Consider the following 20,552-nt stretch of genomic DNA (forward strand, 5'->3'; position numbering starts at 1 on the left):
ATTGACACATTCTCTAATTAAGATATTATCTCAGTAATGAAAAGTGCCCTCTTAAAATAGGTTTTGTATTGTCTATTTTTAAAGCGTACCAATAATCTGAAGCCGGAAGTGGCGTTCTCTCAAAAGTTCCGTCCCAAGTCATATTAGAAGCGTTTAACTGCGCGATGAGTTTGCCATAACGGTCAAAAATAGTGACTTCTGCCTGCGGGTAATTTTCCATTCCGGTTACTTCCCATAAATCATTATGAGTGTCGTTATTTGGAGTGAAAAATGCTGGAAAAACAAGAACAACAAAATTTTGAGTATCACCGCCGCAGCCGCTTTTTTCGCGAACATACGCTGTTTGTAATCCGCCAGGAACATCATAAAAAACATTTGAATCCTGAAAATTAATCCCGTCTACAGAAAACTCAAAATAAGGAGCTTGCTTTTTAATGTAAATTACAACTCTTGTTCCGCTTACGTCAATTCGGTCTATTTCCGGAACTGGACGCTCTTCAACTATTATTGTTTTTGTACTTGAACAGCTTTCAGGAGCAGGACTTGTTACAATTACAGTATAAGTACCACCTTTTGAAACAGGTGTTGTTTGTCCTGTATCTCCATTTGACCATGCATAAGTCATTCCCGAAACTCCCGCATCTAGTATTATAGTTTGAGATTGACATAACGGAAAGCTTTCGTCATGAACAACGGGCGGCGTGTAAATTTCAATATTTACAGGCGTACGAGTTGGGTTAATACAGCTGGAATTCGAAGCCTCTGCATAATAAGTTGTATTTGCTGAAATTATTGGAGTTGTAAAGTTACTTCCGTTAAAAACACTTGTTCCTCCAATTGAGGTTGTAAACCAGTTAATGGTTCCAATGTTTGAACTGGCACTAATAGTTACAGATCCCGGCCCGCAGTTTGAATAAGAAGGCTTACCCGCAACCGGAGTTGTTGGAGTCATGTTTACTGTAGCCGTAACCGATTTTCTGTTTGATTCACAGCCGGCATCTACATAATAAGTTGTTGTCGTATTTATTGTTGGAGTAGTATAGGTGTTTCCTGTTCCTAATAAATTTCCTCCCACAGCGGCATCATACCAGCTAATTGTTGCTCCGGCAGTTGCAGTCGCGGTAAAAGTAAAAGTTCCTGAATCACAAACCGGATTTGGATTTGCTCCGGGTGTTGCAACCGGAATTGTAATTTTTGTACTTGCTGCAATTTCAAGCGGAGACTCTCCCGGCATTCCGCCATATTCCACAACATAACCTTTTGGTTGATAAGGATCGCCAGACGTTAACGATCCGGTATTAGAAAGGTCGTTCCATGAACCTCTAATTCCAATTCCGGGTTGTGTAATATGTGCATAATCTTCTTCTCCCAGATTATTTGGTTCTCCAGAGTTCCAGAAAGTATAATTCATTATAGTTCCGGCTTCAGGGCCGGTAACCCATTTCCATAAGCCTTCGGTTTCTGCATCGCTTCCGCCAATCCATCCCGTTCCAGAAGCTTGTTCACCTATTAATTGAGCTTCATCTGCAGATAAAACGGTAGCTAAATATCCTGTAAGCCCGTAATAAGTACTTGCTTCTGCAGCGGCTTTGGCACTTGTCCAGGTAATACCAATACTCGGAACAAATAAATAAAAGTGCTGTGTTGAAGGTAAATAATTGGCATTACCAATTGTTATGGAGAAAGTTCTTGTTCCAGAAGCTGTAGCCGAAGAATTTGAGAAAACCACATCTTTTACAGCATCAACTAAGTCAGTATATAAAACATTAGCACCTGTTGGGCTCGTTATGCTTAATTTTCCTGCTGTTGCATCCCAGCTTGTTATTACATTAGGGTGTGCCGCCGGATTTGAAAGTGCAAGCTGATCTAAACCACTTGAATAACCAGATGAAATTTGAATGTAAACACCTTTAGTTCCTGTTTCCGCTGGATCGTGCGTAATAGTAAAGCTTGTTACAATTTTTATTGTGTTTTGTGGGCAATATAACTGATCTCCGGTTGCTTTAACAACAGGAGCAGTTGTTGCCGAAGGTTTACTGCAGTCGTTTGAATATTTTGCTGTATTATCTTTGAAGATTGCCCAATTTGCATTTGAATAAGCCTCATCATCTACTAGTATACAGTTTAGACCAGAATTAGATTTAAAATTTCCAATGAATAGTTTTGCGTTCTGCCCATTTTTTAAATTCAAATTTGTTAGCTGGTTATCACTACAATAGAAATAATTTAGATTGGTATTGTTAGACACATCTAGACTAGAGAATTGATTATTATGACAGTTTAAGTAATTTAAATCTGGATTACTAGAAAAATTAAGAGAAGTTATTTGATTACTATTTAGGTCTAAAGATTTCAATAAAGGGTTTTTAGAAATATCAAAACTTGACAAATTGTTAGACGCGCAGTTTATATCTTCCAAAATGATGTTTTTTGAAAGATCTAAAGTTGTTAATTGATTAAAATTGCAATTTAAATTTGTTAAAGTACTATTTTTAGTGAGGTCTAAATTTGCTATATTATTATCAGAACAATAGAGAGAGTTTAAATGTGTATTTTTTGAAAGATCTAAACTGTTTAATCCGTTACTTTCTATAGATAGAACTTTTAATTCCGTGTTTTTAGAAAGGTCTATATTAGATAAATGATTGTGACCACATCTTAAAGAACTTAGTAAAATATTGTTTGTAAGATTTAAAGAGGAAAGAAAGTTTCTTTTGTTGATATCTTCATTAATTAGTCCAACATCTAAGCTTGTCAATTTTACAAAAGCCTCAATACCTGTTAAATCATCAATGTTTTTACCTGGAATTTTTAATTCTGTTACGTCTTTTATATTTGCAGTCAGAACCTGACCATCAGGAGGACCGCTGTCAATATTCAAATCAATTAAGGCTTGCTCAAATCTTTGATCAGGAATAGCTGTATATTGAGCAAATCCGGTAAAAGGGAAAAGCAGTAAGAAAAATAAATGTTGTGGTTTAAGGAAATAGATAGTTTTCATTTTATAAAAGTATCAATTTCTTAATAAAAAAAAAATATATTTATATTTCTAACATTTAAAGTCTGAAACTAATTTAAAAATCACATTTTTTTGGTAAAAATATTCTTTAATTCTTAGTTTGGCCAGTTTAATTTTTGAAATAAATCCCAAACTACAATTCCTGCACTTACAGAAATGTTTAAAGAATGTTTGGTTCCCAATTGCGGAATCTCGATGCAACCGTCACAAATAGCAACCGCTTCCTGAGATACGCCATATACTTCATTTCCAAAAACTAAAGCATATTTTTGGTTTTTCTCTACCTTAAAATCCTGAAGAAAAATAGCACTTTCAACTTGTTCAATAGCAAGAGTCAGGACATTTTCTTTTTTCAGGTTTTCGATAACTTCCAATACATTTTCATGATGTTCCCACGCAACAGTTTCAGTCGCACCAAGAGCAGTCTTATGAATTTCTTTATTGGGTGGAGTTGCTGTAATACCGCAAAGAATTATTTTTTCGATCAAAAAAGCATCGGCTGTTCTAAAAACAGATCCAATATTGTGCAAACTGCGAATATCGTCCAAAATCAATATTAAAGGAGTTTTGTCTGATTTTTTAAAATCTTCGATTGATTTTCTGTCTAGTTCGCTATTTTCGAGTTTTCTCATTGGTTTAAATTCAGGTCATAAAAAAAGCTTCCAAAGATAAGGAAGCTTTTTCAATTATTTTGTTGTTTCTCAGATTAGCTTTTTACTGGATCTGGTAAAACAGTACCTTTAATAGTAAGTACTTTTGTTGGTTGTCCTTCAGCATTTGAAGTAACAGTTACAGTTTTTGTAAAAGCACCAACTCTGTCAGTAGCATATTTTACACCAATAATACCTTTAGCACCTGGAGCGATTGGCTCTTTTGGTGTTGTAGGAACTGTACAGCCACAAGAACCTTGAGTGTTTGTAATGATTAACGGTTTTGTTCCGTTGTTAACAAAAACGAATTCACGTTTACCGTCAGCATTGTGAGCGATAGTTCCGTAATCAATAGTTTCTGTTTCGAAAAGCATTCCAGCTCCTTCAACTTTTGCAACTTTTGCAGCTTTAGCTTTTTTAGTTGTTTGTGCATTAGTAGCAGTAATACCAGCTACAGCTAACATAGCGAATAAAATTATTTTTTTCATTTTTAAGGGTCTTTTTTAATGATGAACAAAGCTATATAAAATTCTTATATCTGAACATAAAAAAATCTTAAAATATTTTAATTTTTGAAGTGCCCGATATTCCTCCAAAAAATTATAAATTCGCTGTCTTAATTTTCATTTAAAAACATATCAATTTTGGCAGCTAAAGAGAAAGTGGTGAAGGAAACACCTTTAATGAAACAGTACAACGAAATCAAGAGAAAATATCCTGATGCCTGTCTGCTTTTCAGAGTAGGGGATTTTTATGAAACTTTTGGAGAAGATGCCATCAGAGCTTCTAAAATTCTTGGAATTACCTTAACAAAAAGAGGTGCAGGATCTGAGACAGAGACGGCTCTTGCGGGTTTTCCACACCATTCAATCAACACCTATTTGCCAAAATTGGTAAAAGCCGGACTTCGTGTTGCAATCTGCGATCAGCTTGAAGATCCTAAAATGACAAAAACTATTGTAAAACGAGGCGTTACAGAATTGGTAACTCCGGGAGTTTCTTTAAACGATGAAGTTTTACAATCAAAAACAAACAACTTTTTAGCATCTGTTTATTTTGCTAATAAAAATATCGGAATTTCATTTTTAGATGTTTCAACAGGAGAATTTCTTACCGCTCAGGGAAATGCAGAATACATAGATAAATTATTGCAGAATTTTAATCCGAGTGAAGTTCTTGTTCCAAAGAATTGTAAAGGTGATTTTAAAAACGCTTTTGGAGAAGATTTTCATAGTTTTTATCTGGAAGACTGGATTTACAAAGAAGATTATGCTTTAGAAACACTTACGAAGCATTTTCAAACCAATTCATTAAAAGGGTTCGGTGTAGAAGAATTAAAAGAAGGAATTATTTCTGCAGGAGCAATTCTTTTTTATTTATCAGAAACACAGCATAACAGAGTGCAGCATATTACAGCGATTCAACGAATTGCCGAAGATGCTTATGTATGGATGGATCGTTTTACGATTAGAAACTTAGAATTGTATCACAGTTATAATCCAAATGCGGTAACACTTTTAGATGTAATCGACAAAACGCTTTCGCCAATGGGCGGACGTTTATTAAAACGCTGGCTGGCACTTCCGCTAAAAGACGGAAATAAAATAAAAGGACGTCATGATGTGGTTGCGTATTTGAAATCAAATCAGGATGTTTTACAAAATGTTCAATATCAAATTAAGCAAATTTCAGATTTAGAGCGTTTGATTTCCAAAATCGCCGCAGGAAAAGTTTCTCCGCGTGAAATTGTTTATTTAAAAGAATCTCTGGATGCGATTATTCCAATAAAAACTTTAGCGCTCGAAAGTCCGCAGGAAGCTGTAAAAGTTATTGGAGACAGTTTGCATTCGTGTGATTTACTGCGTGAGAAAATCAAAACTACCTTAAATCAGGATGCGCCGGTTGCTATTTCAAAAGGAAATGCAATTGCAACGGGAATTAATGAAGAGTTGGATGAATTAAGAGCAATTTCTACATCTGGAAAAGAATTCCTGGAAGGAATAGAAAGAAGAGAATCAGAACGTACAGGAATTTCATCTTTAAAAATATCATTCAATAATGTTTTCGGATATTATATAGAAGTTCGAAACACGCACAAAGATAAAGTTCCGGAAGAATGGATTCGTAAACAAACTTTAGTAAATGCAGAGCGTTATATTACGGAAGAATTAAAAGAATACGAAACCAAAATTTTAGGCGCCGAAGAAAAAATCCATAAAATTGAATCAGAACTTTTTGAGCAGTTAGTTGCTTGGATTGCCACTTATATCAAACCGGTTCAAATGAATGCTTATTTGGTAGCACAATTAGACTGTTTATGTTCGTTTACACAAATGGCGGTTGAAAACCAATATGTGTGTCCTGAAATTGATGAAACTTTTGAATTAGATATTAAAAACGGAAGACACCCTGTAATTGAAAAACAATTACCGGTTGGAACTCCTTATATAGCTAATGATGTTTTTCTGGATAGAGAAACACAGCAGCTTATCATGATTACCGGACCTAACATGTCGGGTAAGTCGGCAATTTTAAGACAAACGGCTTTGATTGTGCTTTTGGCTCAAATGGGAAGTTTTGTTCCGGCTGATAGCGTAAGAATGGGAGTTGTAGATAAAATCTTTACAAGGGTAGGGGCTTCTGATAATATCTCGATGGGAGAATCGACTTTTATGGTTGAGATGAATGAAACGGCTTCGATCCTGAATAATATTTCAGATCGCAGTTTGGTGCTTCTGGATGAAATAGGAAGAGGAACAAGTACGTATGACGGAATTTCGATTGCCTGGGCTATTGCCGAGTTTTTGCATGAACATCCGTCAAAACCAAAAACCTTGTTTGCAACCCATTATCATGAATTGAACGAAATGACAGAATCGCTTTCGAGAATTCAAAATTATAATGTTGCAGTAAAAGAATTAAAAGATACTGTTCTTTTTGTTAGAAAGCTTGTAAAAGGCGGAAGTGAACATAGTTTTGGAATTCACGTGGCAAAAATGGCCGGAATGCCGCAGATTGTAATTTTGAAAGCACAGAAACTTTTAAAGAAATTAGAAAAAAATCATTCAAGCGACGCATTAAACGGAGTAAAATCTGCGAATGATGAAATGCAGATGAGTTTCTTTAATCTGGATGATCCTTTATTGGAGGAAATCAAAGAAGAGATCTTAAGCCTCGATATTAATGCGATTACACCCGTTGAAGCATTGATGAAGCTGAATGAAATAAAAAGAATGCTGGTTAAGAAATAAATCGAAAAAAAAATTTCAAGTTTAAAGTTTAGGTTATCAGAAAGTTATAAAATAAGTAAATATTTTTTTGAAAAAAGGCTTGTGTAATTGAATAAATGTCCTAAATTTGCACTCGCAATACGAAACAAGTCAAGTATTGTAGTTCTTAACTAGAATTTGAAACGCGAAAATAGCTCAGTTGGTAGAGCGCGACCTTGCCAAGGTCGAGGTCGCGGGTTCGAGCCCCGTTTTTCGCTCAATACCATATAATGCTCGGATGGTGAAATTGGTAGACACGCTGGACTTAAAATCCAGTGAACAGCAATGTTCGTGCGGGTTCAAGTCCCGCTCTGAGTACTAAAGCCTCTTCTTTTGAAGAGGCTTTTTTTATTGTGTAAATTCTTTAAAAGGTGCTGAGGTACTGAGATTCTAAGGTTTTGAGAATCTAAATCAGCAATCTAAAATCCAAAATCTAAAATCAACAATCAAAATATGGGTGCTTTTGTAATTAGCAGGCGATTTAATGATGAATATAAGTTTGTGTTTACTTCCAGAAAAGGGAAGGTGATTTTTACAAGTTTAAGCTATGAATTGAGGTTTGAATGTGAAGAGGATATTGAAAGATTTAAAAGAACAATTGAGCTTTCTAAATTTTTGAAATTTAAAGGCTCTGGAGGGAAGTATTTTTTTAAATTGATGTTAGATGGCGTTCACTTTGCAACAAGTCGAAAATACACTACAGAATTGCTTTTGCAAAAAGGAATAAAAGAAATTGTAACTTATGCTTCAAAAGCGGAGATTTTGGATTTCTCTTCGGCTGAATCAATTTTTGGAGATGAAGAGGTTTCTGTTGAAGAAGAAGTAGAAGATTAAATAAAAAGAAATTCCAATATTTTAAAATTCCAAATTCCAACATGCATAACGTATTGCTGGAATTTGGAATTTTAAAATATTGGAATTTTGCTTTGTTAATTTTTGAGCAAAAAAAAACCATCACGATGGATGGTTTTAAAATCTTTAGAATTTAGGTTCTAATTATTTTTTTACTTCTTTAGCAGCTTCTTCTACTTTAGCAGCAGCAGAATCAACTTTAGTAGCAGCTGAGTCAACAGTAGCAGCAGCAGAATCAACTACAGCAGCAGCAGAATCAACAGCAACAGCAGTAGAATCTACAGTTTCAGTAGCTGCAGCGTCAGCTTTTTTACAAGATACAACAGTTAAAACAGCAACAACAGCTAAACTTAAAAATACTTTTTTCATCTTACTTTATTATAAAAGGTTAATTATTAATTCGTGGCAAAGATATAAATTTTTTAATATGTAAAATATTTTTTCACTTTTTTTTTAAAATATTTTCCTAGCTCACGTTTATCTTATTTATCAAAGAATATGCCAAAAATATAAAATTATCTTAAATTATTTAATATTTTGTATAAATAATTTTTTATTGAAAATTCTATCGTCGAATTGGCTATTTCATTTCTCTTCATTGCAGTTTATTTTGCTTTTTAAGGATTATTGCCTGATCTTAAATAATGAAAATTACCTGCTTTTAATTCGTTTCTCTGAAATAATCGCTCCCAAAATTTGATTTGAATCTTTGCTTACTTGGAAACAACTCTCATAATCGCATTTGTGGCTCCTTTGTTATCCTGAATAAAAGATTCGCAAATTTGACTTTTTTCTTTAAGAAATGTTTGATCGGTCAAAAGACGGTCTAGAATTTCTTTTAGTTCAGAAACGTTGGAAATTGGTATGCATCCGCCAAGTCCAACTAAAGAAACAGCTTCTGCAAAATTAGAATAATTAGGGCCAATTACAATTGGAATTCCAAATGTCGCCGGCTCCAGAATATTATGAATTCCCGGGTTGCCAAATCCGCCGCCAACGTAAGCGATCGTTCCGTAACTATATATTTTGGTTAAAATCCCAATGGTGTCAATTATAAACACATTATAATTTGATAAATCTTTGTTTTCTTTTTCAGAAAATAAAACTGTCGATTTTATAATTTGGGATTTAAGATTCGAGATTTGATCCGTTTTTATATTATGCGGCGCAATAATAAATTTTACATTTTCAGGAGCCTGATTGATGTATTCAGCAATTAAAACTTCATCTTTCGGCCATGAGCTTCCAATAACAATAGTTTGCTGATTATTTTTAAAATTTTCGATATAATAAAGCGTATTGTCTCTTTCTAAAATTGCAGCAACTCGATCAAAACGCGTGTCGCCGGAAACAATTACATTTTTAAAGCCAATTGCTTCAATTTTTTGTTTTGAACTTTCATTCTGCACAAAGAAATAAGTGAAAGCTTTTAGTGCTTTTCTGTAAAAACCGCCATACCATTTAAAAAACATCTGGCTGTCTCTGAAAATTCCAGAAATCAAATAAGTTGGTGTTTTGCTTTTTTCCAATTCCTTTAAATAATTTAACCAAAATTCATATTTAATGAAAAAAGCAAATTCAGGATGAACCAATTTTAAAAATCTTTTGGCGTTGCTTTTTGTGTCTAAAGGCAGATAAACGGTAACATCGGCAACGGTGTTATTTTTGCGCACTTCGTATCCCGAAGGAGAAAAAAAGGTTACAATAATTTTATGCGTAGGATATTTTTCTTTGATTTTTTCAATTACCGGAAGTCCTTGTTCGTATTCGCCAAGCGAAGCAGCGTGAAACCAAATGGTTTTGTCTTCGGGTTTTATTTTTTCTTCTAAAATAGAAAATACATTTTTCCGACCTTCAACAAAAAGCTTAATTTTCGGACTAAAAAGTGCGACTATTTTAAGAAAAAACGCTGCTAAAGAAACAGCTAAATTGTATAAAAAAAGCATGTAGTAATTTTTGCAGCTAAATTACATTTCTTTCGTTTATTTTCATTGGTTTGAAGGTATTAATAACTATTTTTGTTCCTTCTTTCTGACATTCTGGTTTAGTAGAAAGGCTTTTTTAAATAAAATATCGAAAATGAAAAAAATACAAATGGTTGACTTAAAAAGTCAATATGAAAAAATAAAAACGACTGTAGATGCTTCAATTCAAGAGGTTTTAGACACAAATACTTATATTAACGGACCTTTGGTTCATCAGTTTCAAAAAAATCTTGAAGACTATTTAGGAGCAAAACATGTAATTCCATGTGCAAATGGAACCGATGCTTTGCAAATTGCAATGATGGGTCTGGATTTAAAGCCAGGTGACGAAGTTATTACTGCCGATTTTACTTTTGCAGCAACGGTTGAGGTTATTGCATTGTTACAATTAACTCCGGTTTTAGTTGATGTTGATTTGCATAATATGAACATCGATATTGATGCAGTAAAGAAAGCAATTACACCAAAAACGAAAGCAATTGTTCCGGTACATTTATTCGGACGCGCTGCAAATATGGATGCCATTATGGAAATTGCAGCTGAACATAATTTATATGTAATTGAAGATAATGCACAAGCAATTGGAGCAGATTATATTTCAAAATCGGGAACAAAAAGTAAAGTTGGAGTTATTGGTCACGTTGCAGCAACTTCATTCTTCCCATCTAAAAATTTAGGCTGCTACGGAGACGGTGGAGCAATTTTTACAAATGATGATAAATTAGCACACGTTATCCGCGGAATCGTAAATCACGGAATGTACGAGCGTTACCACCATGATGTTGTGGGAGTAAATTCACGTTTAGACAGTATTCAGGCTGGGGTTTTAAATGCAAAACTACCTTTGTTAGATGAATATAATAAAGCACGTCGTTTGGCAGCTTCAAAATACAATGTAGCTTTCGCTGGAAACAAACACATTGTTACGCCAGAATTTGATGCAAATGAAAACGATCACGTTTTTCACCAATATGTTTTAAGAATCTTAGATGCCGACAGAAATGCTTTAATGCAGCATTTATTAGATAAAGCAATTCCATGTGCGATTTATTACCCAATTCCATTGCACTCTCAAAAAGCGTATTTAGATCCTCGTTATAAAGAAGAGCAATTTCCTATTACGAATCAATTAGTGCAGGAAGTAATTGCTTTGCCAATGCATACAGAACTTGACGACGAGCAGATTAAATTTATAACAGATTCTGTTTTAGAATTTTTGAATAGATAAGTAACAGCCAAAATAACCACATAAACAACCAAATAAATGAAAGTATTAGTAACAGGAGGATTAGGATTTATAGGTTCTCACACGGTAGTCGAATTGCAAAATGAAGGCTTTGAAGTTGTGATAATTGATAACCTTTCCAATTCTTCAGAAGATGTTTTAAAAGGAATTACAGCCATAACGGGAAAAACGCCTTTATTCGAAAAAATTGATTTAAGAGAAAAAAGTGCCGTTCGGGATTTCTTTAAAAAACATAATGATGTTACTGGGGTAATTCATTTTGCAGCTTCAAAAGCAGTTGGTGAAAGTGTTGAACAGCCTTTGTTGTATTACGAAAACAACATTAGCAGTTTAGTTTATCTTTTACAGGAATTACAGCAAAAACCTGAAGCAAGTTTTATTTTCAGTTCGTCTTGTACAGTTTACGGTCAAGCCGAAAAAATGCCAATTACAGAAGATGCTCCGGTTCAAACAGCAATGTCTCCTTACGGAAACACGAAACAAATTGGAGAAGAAATAATTGCAGATACAGCAAAAGTAACGAACATTAGCGCGATTTTATTGCGTTATTTTAATCCGGTTGGAGCGCATTCTTCAACTGAAATTGGAGAATTGCCATTAGGAGTTCCTCAAAACTTAGTTCCTTTTATTACGCAGACTGGAGTAGGATTACGTCAGGAATTATCAGTTTTCGGAAATGATTATCCAACACCAGACGGAACCGCAGTTCGCGATTATATTCATGTTGTTGATTTAGCAAAAGCACACGTAATTGCTTTACAGCGCTTATTCAATAAAAAGAACCTGCAAAAAGTAGAAACTTTTAATTTAGGAACCGGAAAAGGAAGTTCTGTTTTAGAAGTAATTCATAGTTTTGAAAAAGTAAGCGATAAAAAACTACCATACGTTATTAAACCACGTCGTGAAGGTGATATCACTGAGGCTTATGCAAACACAGACAAAGCAAACAACGTTTTAGGTTGGAAAGCAGAATTAAGTTTAGACGAAGCAATGGCAAGCGCCTGGAAATGGGAACAGAAGGTTCGTTCTTAAATAAAATAAACAAAAATATTCCGTAGAGATGCACTGCAGTGCGTCTAACGTATGTAAAGAAATCCCAAATAATCTAAATTGATTATTTGGGATTTTTATTTTGATTTATTTTTATAATTTTGTAAGAATTTATGTTTATAAATTATGGATTTGAAAAAAGAAAAAAATAAGGATACTTTTGATTTTGACGCTGAATTTGCTAGAGGGTTAACTTCGGAAGAGGCAAAAGCAGAATCAATTAGAAGAATTAGAGAATGGTGGCCAGATAATTTTGAAGCCGAGTTTGCAAAAGGATTAACTCCTGAAGAATTTAAAGCTGAAATGTCTAAAAGAATAAAAGCATATCCTTGAAAGAAATAACTTCAGAAATAAATTAAAAAATAAAACCCTCATAAACATTATTTAGTTCATGAGGATTTTTTATATGATATTCGATATGAAAGACGCACTGCAGTGCGCCTCTACGATTATGCATTCGCAGTAACCGCTTCTTTATCAATTTTATTAATCAAACCAGCTAAGACTTTTCCTGGGCCAACTTCAGTAAATAAAGTCGCACCGTCAGCAATCATTTGCTGTACAGATTGTGTCCATTTTACTGGAGCAGTCAATTGAATGATTAAGTTCTTTTTAATTTCATTTGCATCAGAAACTGCATTTGCAGTTACGTTTTGATACACTGGACAAATAGGAGTAGAGAATGTAGTTGCTTCAATTGCTGCAGCTAATTCTTCTCTTGCTGGTTCCATCATTGGCGAGTGAAATGCACCACCAACAGGTAAAATTAAAGCGCGTTTTGCTCCAGCAGCTTTCATTGCTTCACAAGCTTTTTCAACAGCTGAAGTTTCTCCAGAAATTACTAATTGTCCTGGACAGTTATAATTTGCTGCAACCACAACACCGTCAATAGAAGCACAAACTTCTTCAACAATATTATCAGCTAAACCTAAAACAGCAGCCATTGTAGATGGAGTAATTTCGCAGGCTTTTTGCATAGCAAGTGCACGTTGAGAAACTAATTTCAAACCATCTTCAAAAGATAAAGTTCCGTTAGCAACTAAAGCTGAAAATTCTCCTAAAGAATGTCCTGCAACCATTTCTGGTTTAAAATCTTCGCCTAAAGTTTTAGCTAAAATAACAGAATGTAAAAATACTGCCGGCTGTGTAACTTTAGTTTCTTTTAGTTCTTCGGCTGTGCCTTCAAACATGATATCTGTAATTCTAAAACCTAAAATTTCATTGGCTTTTTCGAATAATTCTTTGGCTAAAGCCGAGTTTTCATATAGATCTTTGCCCATTCCTGTAAACTGTGCACCCTGACCTGGAAATACGTATGCTTTCATTTGTCTAATTTAATTTTTACTTTTTTTAAAATTGAAAATTAGTTTCAATTGGAAGGCAAAAGTACTATTTTTTTATTTCGTATAATCCTTAAACATGTAAATCCATGCTAATCTTGAAAATCTAAGATTAAAAGAAGTAAGTAAAGTAATAACAACAGCGATGATTGGAATAATTCTTAAATCGAAATTTGTCTCAAAGAAAAGCTGAGCAACACAATACGTAGCAATTCCCTGAGCGACTGTTAATCCGTAATTTACATACATCGCGCCAAAGAAATAGCCAGGTTCTTTTTGGAACTTGTAATTACAATGACTGCAGTATTCATTCATTTTTGGAAGACCGAAAGATAAAAAAATATTTCTGTCTGTAAATACTTTTCCTTTATGACAAACAGGACATTCGTTGCTTAAAATATGAGTTAATGAATTTGACATGACTTTGATGTTTTTTATTTATACAAAGGTAATTCAGAGCAGGATAAAAGCCTTTTTAGTATCTTCGCTTATTATAGCACAATAAAGACATTTGTTATGAAAAAATACCCAATTTACAGCGTTCAGAATTTTAGCTGTAATGATATTCATCGCGATTTTTACGTGAATACTTTTACAGAGCATTTAAAAAACCACAGTTTTGTCGAAGAACCACATCGTCATGATTCCTATTTAATGGTATTTTTTACAAAAGGTTCAGGACAGCACGAAGTCGATTTTGACCAATTCGAAATAAAAAGAGGAAGTTTATTTGTACTGCAGCCTGGACAAATGCATCATTGGAGTTTGTCTAAAGATGTTGAAGGTTTTGTAATTATCTTTTCGCAGGAATTGTATAATCTCTATTTCGGACAAAAAAACATCAATGAATATAATTTCTATCATTCCATTCATAATAGACCGGAAATGGTTTTTGAAGAAAAAGAAATCCCAAAAATCCTTCCGTATTTTAATTTGCTAATCCAGGAAAATAATCAGAATAATAAATACCAGCTCGATAAAATGCTAAATTTATTAGATTCAATTCATATCGAAATTGCCCGTAAATACGGCGAAACTTATTCGCATCAAACGCATTCGTACAACATAAAAATCAACAAGTTTGAATCACTTTTAGAAGAATATTTCAGAACTGAAAAACTGCCGTCTTTCTACGCAGAAAAACTCAATATAACCTTAAAGCATTTAAACAGAATCTGCAATGAAATTCTTCAAAAAACCGCCACAGAAGTTATCACAGATCGTGTAGTTCTTGAAATAAAAAGAATGCTGATCGACAAACAATTAGCAGTAAATGAAGTGGCATTTAAAGTAGGTTACGAAGATTACTCGTATTTCTCCCGATTCTTTAAAAAACAAACAGGATTATCGCCAACAGAATTTCGAAATACAAAGTAAAAAGGGCTTCGACTTCGCTCAGCCTGACATGCTATATCTTTAAGAATACGATTGTCAGGCTGAGCGAAGTCGAAGCCCCGTTCCTAAAAGCAAAAAAAAGCCTGCACTCCCGAGAAAAGGTGCAGGCTTCGTAACCAACCAAATTAAAACCTATTATAAAGTATTAAGCTTGTTTTACAAATTGTAACTCAATGTTTAATTTTACTTCTTCACCAACTAAAACACCACCAGTTTCAAGAGCTGAGTTCCAGTTTAAACCCCAGTCCTTACGATTGATTTTTCCTTCAATGCTTAAACCTACTTTTGTATTTCCCCAAGGATCAGTTAAGATTCCGCTATATTCTACAGGGAATTTTACTTCTTTTGAAATCCCTTTGATCGTTAAATCTCCAGTTAATTGATAATCTCCAGCGTCAATTTTTTTGAAAGAAGAAGCTTTAAAAGTTAATTTCGGATTGTTTTCAACATCAAAAAAGTCTGCACTTCTCAAGTGACCGTCTCTGTCTGCATTTGCAGTATCGATAGAAGCGATATCGCCAGAAAATTCGATTGCAGCATTTTCGAAGTCATCTCCTTGTGTAGTGATTGTTGCATCATAAGTTCCAAATTTACCTGAAACATTTGTAAACATCATGTGTTTAACTTTAAAACCAATTTCTGAATGTGTTGGGTCAATTGACCATTTTGTAGTTGCCATAATTTTATTTTTTAAATATTAATTTATTTCATTTTGATAGGACAAAGTTACTTTGGCTGTCTTCATTTGGCACTTAACCTAGATTAAGAAATGAAGACGAAACAAATCTTTGATTCCCAATTTGTTTTGTTTTTATTGTTTGAAAAATTGCTATTGAATTAATAGTTCATCGGAACGTCCATCAATAAAAATTCAGCATCTGTATTTGCTTTTATATTTAAGATATCAGTTCCTGAAATTCCAACCGCATCACGAGTGTTTAATTCCTGACCGTTGATCGTAACATTTCCTTTTAAAACGAAAGCATAAACTCCGTTTCCTTCTTTTTTAATTTTATATTCAGTCGTTACCCCAGAGTCAAAATTTCCCATTTGAAACCAAGCGTCCTGGTGAATCCAAACCCCTTCGTCATCTGCATTTGGAGATAAAATCTGAGACAATTTATTATGTCTGTCTGCAACGTCTAAAGTAATTTGTTGGTAACGCGGTGTAACGTTTCTTTTATTTGGAAACAACCAGATTTGCAACAATTTAGTCTGTTGATCTGCATTTGGGTTAAACTCACTATGCTGAACTCCGGTTCCTGCACTCATTACCTGAATATCACCATTTTTGATAATTTCAGTATTTCCCATACTGTCTTTATGAGCCAAATCGCCCTCTAACGGAATTGTAATAATTTCCATATTATCATGAGGATGCGTTCCAAATCCCATTCCTGCAGCAATTGTATCATCGTTTAAAACACGAAGCGCTCCAAACTGAATTCTGTCCGGGTTGTACCAGCTCGCAAAACTAAAACTGTGATAAGCATTAAGCCATCCGTGATTTGCATTTCCTCTTGTTTCGGCTTTGTGTAATATTATATTTTCCATGATCTTGTATGTTTTGTAATTTTATAGTACAAAGATACTGCCGAGGTCAAGGAAACGCACTTAACCTAGATTAAGAAGTTTTTTTGAGAGTTCAAAGGTTCAGAGTTGCAGAGGTTGAAAGGTTTTTTCTGGAGCAGAAATTTTGGTTTTTAAAAGACCTGACGTCCCGCTATCCGTTTCAATCTTTTGTATCTCGTTCAAAAACGAGATACAAAAGGATTTCCACTTCTATTGGGGCTATACTAGAAATTTAATTTTTCAAAAGTTGGATAGGCATAAAGAGGTAAAGTTCCGAAGGAACAAAACATATTGTAGGGATGGATTTTAATCCATTCTTTGCCAAAGATTGGCGATTATAGGATTGGAGTTTTTAGTGCGATCTCTCTTTCGTCGAGATGACAAGATTATGTTGATATTCTGTTAAAAAGAATCATTTAATCCTAATCAATTTCCCTTTTCCAACCACTACATCAAGATAATTCATGGCAGGATGTTTTTTATTATGCATATAAAAAGGAATAGTATCTCTTTCAATTTGATCTTTTGGAATGCTGATAATCAAATCAGTATTAATGAAATTATCCAATAGAATTACATTGCCATAAGAGATTTTTCCTTTTGGCATATACTTATTATCAAAAGCAAAAACGCTATCCTTAAAAGTAATTTTATCTTTTTGAATATAGGAATTGTCATCTTCAATCAAATAATTGTAACGACCGTTAAGCTTATCTGTTTTCTGATTGAAGTTAATAGAAAGGAATATTATTATTAAAGCGAAATATTTCATAGGATTCTAACTAAATTGATTTATAAACTGCTGTACTACAATGTCAGTATTCTCATGGCGTTTTTTTCTTTCTAAAACAATTGGAGGCGCGGATCTTTCCTGACAATCTTTTACAGCACAAGTCTCGCACGTAACACCAACAATTCGTTTCACTAAAGGCTTTCCTTCAATGAATTTGAATTTCTTTTTCATTGTGGGATTAATTAAAATGCCGACAGAAATACTTCTAATATAATTTTCTGCGAAAGGATCTTTTGTGGCCGATGAAAAAACCAAATATTCGTTTCCGCTATTAGCGTAACTGGATATTTGCGCATCAAAAAAATGAGATTTATTTTGTTTGATGGCCTCGTCAATTGTTTTAACAGAAACCCATCTTCTGCAGTAATGTTCGTTGGTTTCGTTGGCGTGCGGTTCCTGCTGATGCGTAATATGTAATTCCTTATTGATTTGATAAACATCCGAGCCAATTCGGTGAGATAATCTTAAAAAGAATAAGTTTTTCAGTTGAAAATCTTTCGGTAATAAATTGGTTAATCGCTGATAAAACGATTCTGGCGAAACTTCAAAACTTTCTATTAACGCCACAAATTCTTCCGGTTTTGGGTTTTCATTTTCCAAAAAAGAATTGATTCTGTCTACCAATGATTTTCTCGGCAATAATAAAGCGCCGGCAAAATAAGAAGCATAAAAATTATGCAAAACCTGATCAAAATTTTCAAACTTAATCCAACTGAAAGTCAATAATCGATCGGAGATTTTTAAATAATTATAAGCAATTTCTTTGGCTAAAATAAAAGCTTTCTGTGGAGCGTCGAGTTCTGTCGAAAGTAATAATGTTTTACTTTTCGGGACATAAATCGAACGTAAATCGTCTAAAGCTTCCTGATCTGTAAAAGCAATCTCTTTTATATTGTATTCGTATTCTTCTTTTAGAATATCTTCTAATTCTTCAGTGCTGATTTTAGAATCCAGATTAATCTGAAATGACTTCGAAAACGCAATTACTTTTTCTTCTAAATCTTCAAAATAATTACTGCGCGCTTCCTGATACGAGCGTAAAGCGGCCAAAAAGAAACTTTCGCGACTTAAATTATAATGCTGTGCGATTTCGATTATCGTACTAATAAACGCATTGACTTTTGCGGGAGCATTGGCAATAATATCAATTAAATCAGCTTCCTGAATTCCGAAAAGCTCAAGTGGAATCTCTTTTAAGATTCCAGATTTCAAGATTTCGCCAATCGGAGCGAGGTTATTATCAAGTTTTAAAGACACCATTTGGTCATAAGTCACGTCCAAGTGTTCGCAGAGAAGTAAAATTTTATCTGTTTTTGGATATTTTTTTCCCTTTTCAATCTCGTTTAAATACGATTTTGAAAGATTTGTCAATTTGGCTAAGCCAAAAAGTGACAGATTTTTTTGCGTTCTGACTTGCTTCAATTTTAGTCCGAAGATCAGCTTTATATAGTCTTTTTCGATATCCATGAATCAAATATAGCTATTATAAAAATAATCGCCAAAAAATTATTTTAAATATTTAGCGAACGTTCGCTTTTTTTGTAAAAAACTTTTTTCTAATATTGTGGTGTAGAAATTATTAGATATCAGATTGTTATGGTTTAGTGTTTTGAAAAACAACAAACGATTCAATTGTTTCTAATGAAAATTAAAAACCACAGCTATGAAAAACCAAATTGAAATTACCGAAACGGCAATGGAATTTTTAGCCGAAAAGAAGCTTCGTTATCCAAAGATCTGGACAGAAGAAGCGATTTTTTTTATAACTGAATTGCATAGAAAATTCGAATCACAACGAAAACTATTGCTTTTACAGCGCGACCAAAAACAAGTCACTTTTGATCAGGGAATCATGCCGACTTTTATTCCGGAAACGAAGAATATCAGAGAAGGTAATTGGACAGCTGCCGAAACTCCAAAAGATTTATTGGACAGAAGAGTAGAGATTACAGGTCCGGTTGATCGTAAAATGATTATCAATGCTTTGAATTCGGGTGCGAAAACTTTTATGGCCGATTTTGAAGACAGCACTTCGCCAACCTGGCAAAATTTGATGGAAGGCCAGCTGAATTTAATCGATGCAGTCAACAAAACAATTACGTATACCGATTTGGTGAAGCAAAAATCCTATCATTTAAATGAAAAAATCGCAACGCTAATTGTTCGTCCAAGAGGTTTGCATTTGCCGGAAAAGCATCTTTTAATTGAAGGAAATGAAGTTTCGGGTTCTTTGGTAGATTTTGGATTGTATGTTTTTCATAATCATAAACGACTTTTAGAAAACAATTCAGGACCGTATTTCTACATTCCGAAATTAGAACATTATCTGGAAGCACGCTGGTGGAATAATGTAATTGATTTTACCGAGGATTATTTGAAACTGAAACGAGGAACGATAAAAGTGACGGTTTTAATTGAAACCATAACAGCAAGCTTTCAGCTGGATGAAATCATTTATGAATTGAAAGAACATATCGTTGGTTTGAACTGCGGACGCTGGGATTATATTTTCTCATACATCAAGAAATTCCGCAAAAATCCAAAATTCATTGTTCCAGATCGCGATCAGGTAAATATGACTTCGCCTTTTATGAATGCTTATTCAAATTTGGTTATTCAAAGATGCCATAAACGTGGAATTCATGCGATTGGCGGAATGGCAGCGCAGATTCCGATTCGAAATAATGAAGAAGCCAATGCAGTCGCTTTCGCAAAAGTAAAAACCGATAAAGAGCGCGAAGTTAAAAACGGACACGACGGAACCTGGGTGGCGCATCCGGATTTGGTTGTATTGGCAAAAGAAATTTTCGATAAAGGAATGCCGACTCCAAATCAAATTCATATACAAAGAGAACATCGAAAAATTACAGAAGCTGATTTGATTGAACCACCAATTGGAATCATTACTGAAAATGGCGTTCGAAAAAATATCAATGTTGGAGTTTTGTATCTGGCTTCATGGCTAAACGGGCAAGGCGCCGCTGCATTGCATAATTTGATGGAAGATGCTGCAACAGCCGAAATTTCGAGATCGCAATTGTGGCAATGGCTTCAGAATAAAGTGGTTTTAGATAATGGACAAAAATTAGATTTGGCTTATTATCATGAATTGGCTTTAGATGAATTCAGAAAAATAAAAGAAGAACTGGGAGAAGAAAATCACGAAAAACAACAATTTCCATTGGCTGAAAAAGTACTGGAAAGATTAGTTGTAAATACTGATTTCGTTGACTTTTTGACTATTCCGTGTTACAAATATTTGTAAAAGAATTGATTAGAATTCCTGCAAGGTTTTCAAAACCTTGTAGGTATCATGATCGTAATTACAAATACCTACAAGGTCAAAAAAAGACCTTGCAGGAAATTAAAAACACCTATTAC

At 34.0% G+C, this 20,552-nt stretch carries 18 protein-coding genes and 2 tRNA genes; 9 read left to right on the forward strand and 11 right to left on the reverse strand.

What is annotated here, in order from left to right; translation table 11 throughout:
- Positions 1 to 25: 25 nt before the first annotated feature.
- From B3C18_RS10120 to B3C18_RS10130, 3 genes are all read right to left on the reverse strand, one after another.
- Positions 26 to 3,001 (reverse strand): T9SS type B sorting domain-containing protein, encoded by a 2,976-nt coding sequence (locus tag B3C18_RS10120; RefSeq protein WP_291146268.1) that lies wholly within the window; start codon positions 2,999 to 3,001, stop codon positions 26 to 28.
- Positions 3,002 to 3,114: 113 nt separating this feature from the next.
- Positions 3,115 to 3,651, reverse strand: a complete 537-nt coding sequence (locus B3C18_RS10125; RefSeq protein WP_291146270.1) for an RNA methyltransferase — start codon at positions 3,649 to 3,651, stop codon at positions 3,115 to 3,117.
- Between the two features lie 74 nt (positions 3,652 to 3,725).
- On the reverse strand, positions 3,726 to 4,157 hold the full coding sequence (locus tag B3C18_RS10130) for a DUF1573 domain-containing protein (RefSeq protein ID WP_053471598.1): 432 nt from the start codon (positions 4,155 to 4,157) through the stop codon (positions 3,726 to 3,728).
- Between the two features lie 156 nt (positions 4,158 to 4,313).
- Between B3C18_RS10130 and mutS the strand changes: the two genes are divergently transcribed.
- From mutS to B3C18_RS10150, 4 genes are all read left to right on the forward strand, one after another.
- Entirely contained in the window at positions 4,314 to 6,920 is a 2,607-nt protein-coding gene (mutS, locus tag B3C18_RS10135) for a DNA mismatch repair protein MutS (protein ID WP_291146273.1), read from the forward strand.
- Between the two features lie 163 nt (positions 6,921 to 7,083).
- Positions 7,084 to 7,156 (forward strand) — tRNA-Gly (locus B3C18_RS10140).
- Between the two features lie 14 nt (positions 7,157 to 7,170).
- A tRNA-Leu gene (locus B3C18_RS10145) sits at positions 7,171 to 7,256 on the forward strand.
- Positions 7,257 to 7,391: 135 nt separating this feature from the next.
- The gene (locus tag B3C18_RS10150; protein ID WP_291146275.1) at positions 7,392 to 7,772 is read left to right on the forward strand and encodes a DUF1508 domain-containing protein; all 381 of its coding nucleotides are present in this window, start codon (positions 7,392 to 7,394) and stop codon (positions 7,770 to 7,772) included.
- 162 nt (positions 7,773 to 7,934) lie between these two features.
- Here the strand turns inward: B3C18_RS10150 and B3C18_RS10155 are convergent, their stop codons facing one another.
- Positions 7,935 to 8,159, reverse strand: coding sequence for a hypothetical protein (locus B3C18_RS10155; RefSeq protein WP_053471595.1), 225 nt, complete (start codon positions 8,157 to 8,159; stop codon positions 7,935 to 7,937).
- Between the two features lie 344 nt (positions 8,160 to 8,503).
- Positions 8,504 to 9,736: a 3-deoxy-D-manno-octulosonic acid transferase gene (locus B3C18_RS10160; RefSeq protein WP_291146277.1), complete on the reverse strand. Its 1,233-nt coding sequence runs from the start codon at positions 9,734 to 9,736 to the stop codon at positions 8,504 to 8,506.
- A 133-nt stretch (positions 9,737 to 9,869) separates the two neighbouring features.
- On the opposite strand from B3C18_RS10160, the gene B3C18_RS10165 reads away from it, so the two are divergent.
- The 3 genes from B3C18_RS10165 (at position 9,870) to B3C18_RS10175 (ending at position 12,404) form a co-directional block, all read left to right on the forward strand.
- Positions 9,870 to 11,003: a DegT/DnrJ/EryC1/StrS family aminotransferase gene (locus B3C18_RS10165; protein ID WP_291146279.1), complete on the forward strand. Its 1,134-nt coding sequence runs from the start codon at positions 9,870 to 9,872 to the stop codon at positions 11,001 to 11,003.
- Positions 11,004 to 11,039: 36 nt separating this feature from the next.
- A complete protein-coding gene (gene galE / locus B3C18_RS10170; RefSeq protein ID WP_291146281.1) occupies positions 11,040 to 12,053 on the forward strand; it encodes a UDP-glucose 4-epimerase GalE in 1,014 nt (337 codons plus the stop codon).
- Between the two features lie 150 nt (positions 12,054 to 12,203).
- The gene (locus tag B3C18_RS10175) at positions 12,204 to 12,404 is read left to right on the forward strand and encodes a hypothetical protein (RefSeq protein ID WP_291146283.1); all 201 of its coding nucleotides are present in this window, start codon (positions 12,204 to 12,206) and stop codon (positions 12,402 to 12,404) included.
- Positions 12,405 to 12,520: 116 nt separating this feature from the next.
- On the opposite strand, the gene fabD is transcribed toward B3C18_RS10175, so the two are convergent.
- Positions 12,521 to 13,396, reverse strand: coding sequence for an ACP S-malonyltransferase (gene fabD / locus B3C18_RS10180; RefSeq protein WP_053471588.1), 876 nt, complete (start codon positions 13,394 to 13,396; stop codon positions 12,521 to 12,523).
- Between the two features lie 72 nt (positions 13,397 to 13,468).
- On the reverse strand, positions 13,469 to 13,831 hold the full coding sequence (locus B3C18_RS10185; protein ID WP_291146285.1) for a DUF983 domain-containing protein: 363 nt from the start codon (positions 13,829 to 13,831) through the stop codon (positions 13,469 to 13,471).
- A gap of 96 nt (positions 13,832 to 13,927) precedes the next feature.
- On the opposite strand from B3C18_RS10185, the gene B3C18_RS10190 reads away from it, so the two are divergent.
- Complete coding sequence (locus B3C18_RS10190) at positions 13,928 to 14,788, forward strand: helix-turn-helix domain-containing protein (RefSeq protein WP_291146287.1); 861 nt, start codon at positions 13,928 to 13,930, stop codon at positions 14,786 to 14,788.
- A 163-nt stretch (positions 14,789 to 14,951) separates the two neighbouring features.
- On the opposite strand, the gene B3C18_RS10195 is transcribed toward B3C18_RS10190, so the two are convergent.
- The 4 genes from B3C18_RS10195 to B3C18_RS10210 form a co-directional block, all read right to left on the reverse strand.
- Positions 14,952 to 15,485, reverse strand: coding sequence for a YceI family protein (locus B3C18_RS10195; RefSeq protein ID WP_291146290.1), 534 nt, complete (start codon positions 15,483 to 15,485; stop codon positions 14,952 to 14,954).
- 158 nt (positions 15,486 to 15,643) lie between these two features.
- A complete protein-coding gene (locus B3C18_RS10200) occupies positions 15,644 to 16,360 on the reverse strand; it encodes a pirin family protein (protein ID WP_291146292.1) in 717 nt (238 codons plus the stop codon).
- 430 nt (positions 16,361 to 16,790) lie between these two features.
- Positions 16,791 to 17,150 carry a hypothetical protein gene (locus B3C18_RS10205; protein WP_291146294.1) on the reverse strand — a complete coding sequence of 120 codons (360 nt, stop codon included), beginning with the start codon at positions 17,148 to 17,150 and terminating at the stop codon, positions 16,791 to 16,793.
- Between the two features lie 6 nt (positions 17,151 to 17,156).
- Positions 17,157 to 18,638 carry a helix-turn-helix domain-containing protein gene (locus tag B3C18_RS10210; protein WP_291146296.1) on the reverse strand — a complete coding sequence of 494 codons (1,482 nt, stop codon included), beginning with the start codon at positions 18,636 to 18,638 and terminating at the stop codon, positions 17,157 to 17,159.
- 196 nt (positions 18,639 to 18,834) lie between these two features.
- Here B3C18_RS10210 and aceB point away from each other — a divergent pair, with 196 nt between their 5' ends.
- Positions 18,835 to 20,436 carry a malate synthase A gene (gene aceB / locus B3C18_RS10215; protein WP_291146298.1) on the forward strand — a complete coding sequence of 534 codons (1,602 nt, stop codon included), beginning with the start codon at positions 18,835 to 18,837 and terminating at the stop codon, positions 20,434 to 20,436.
- The last annotated feature ends 116 nt before the right edge of the window (positions 20,437 to 20,552 follow it).

Source organism: Flavobacterium sp. UBA7680 (genome assembly GCF_002482975.1).
Taxonomy (GTDB): domain Bacteria; phylum Bacteroidota; class Bacteroidia; order Flavobacteriales; family Flavobacteriaceae; genus Flavobacterium.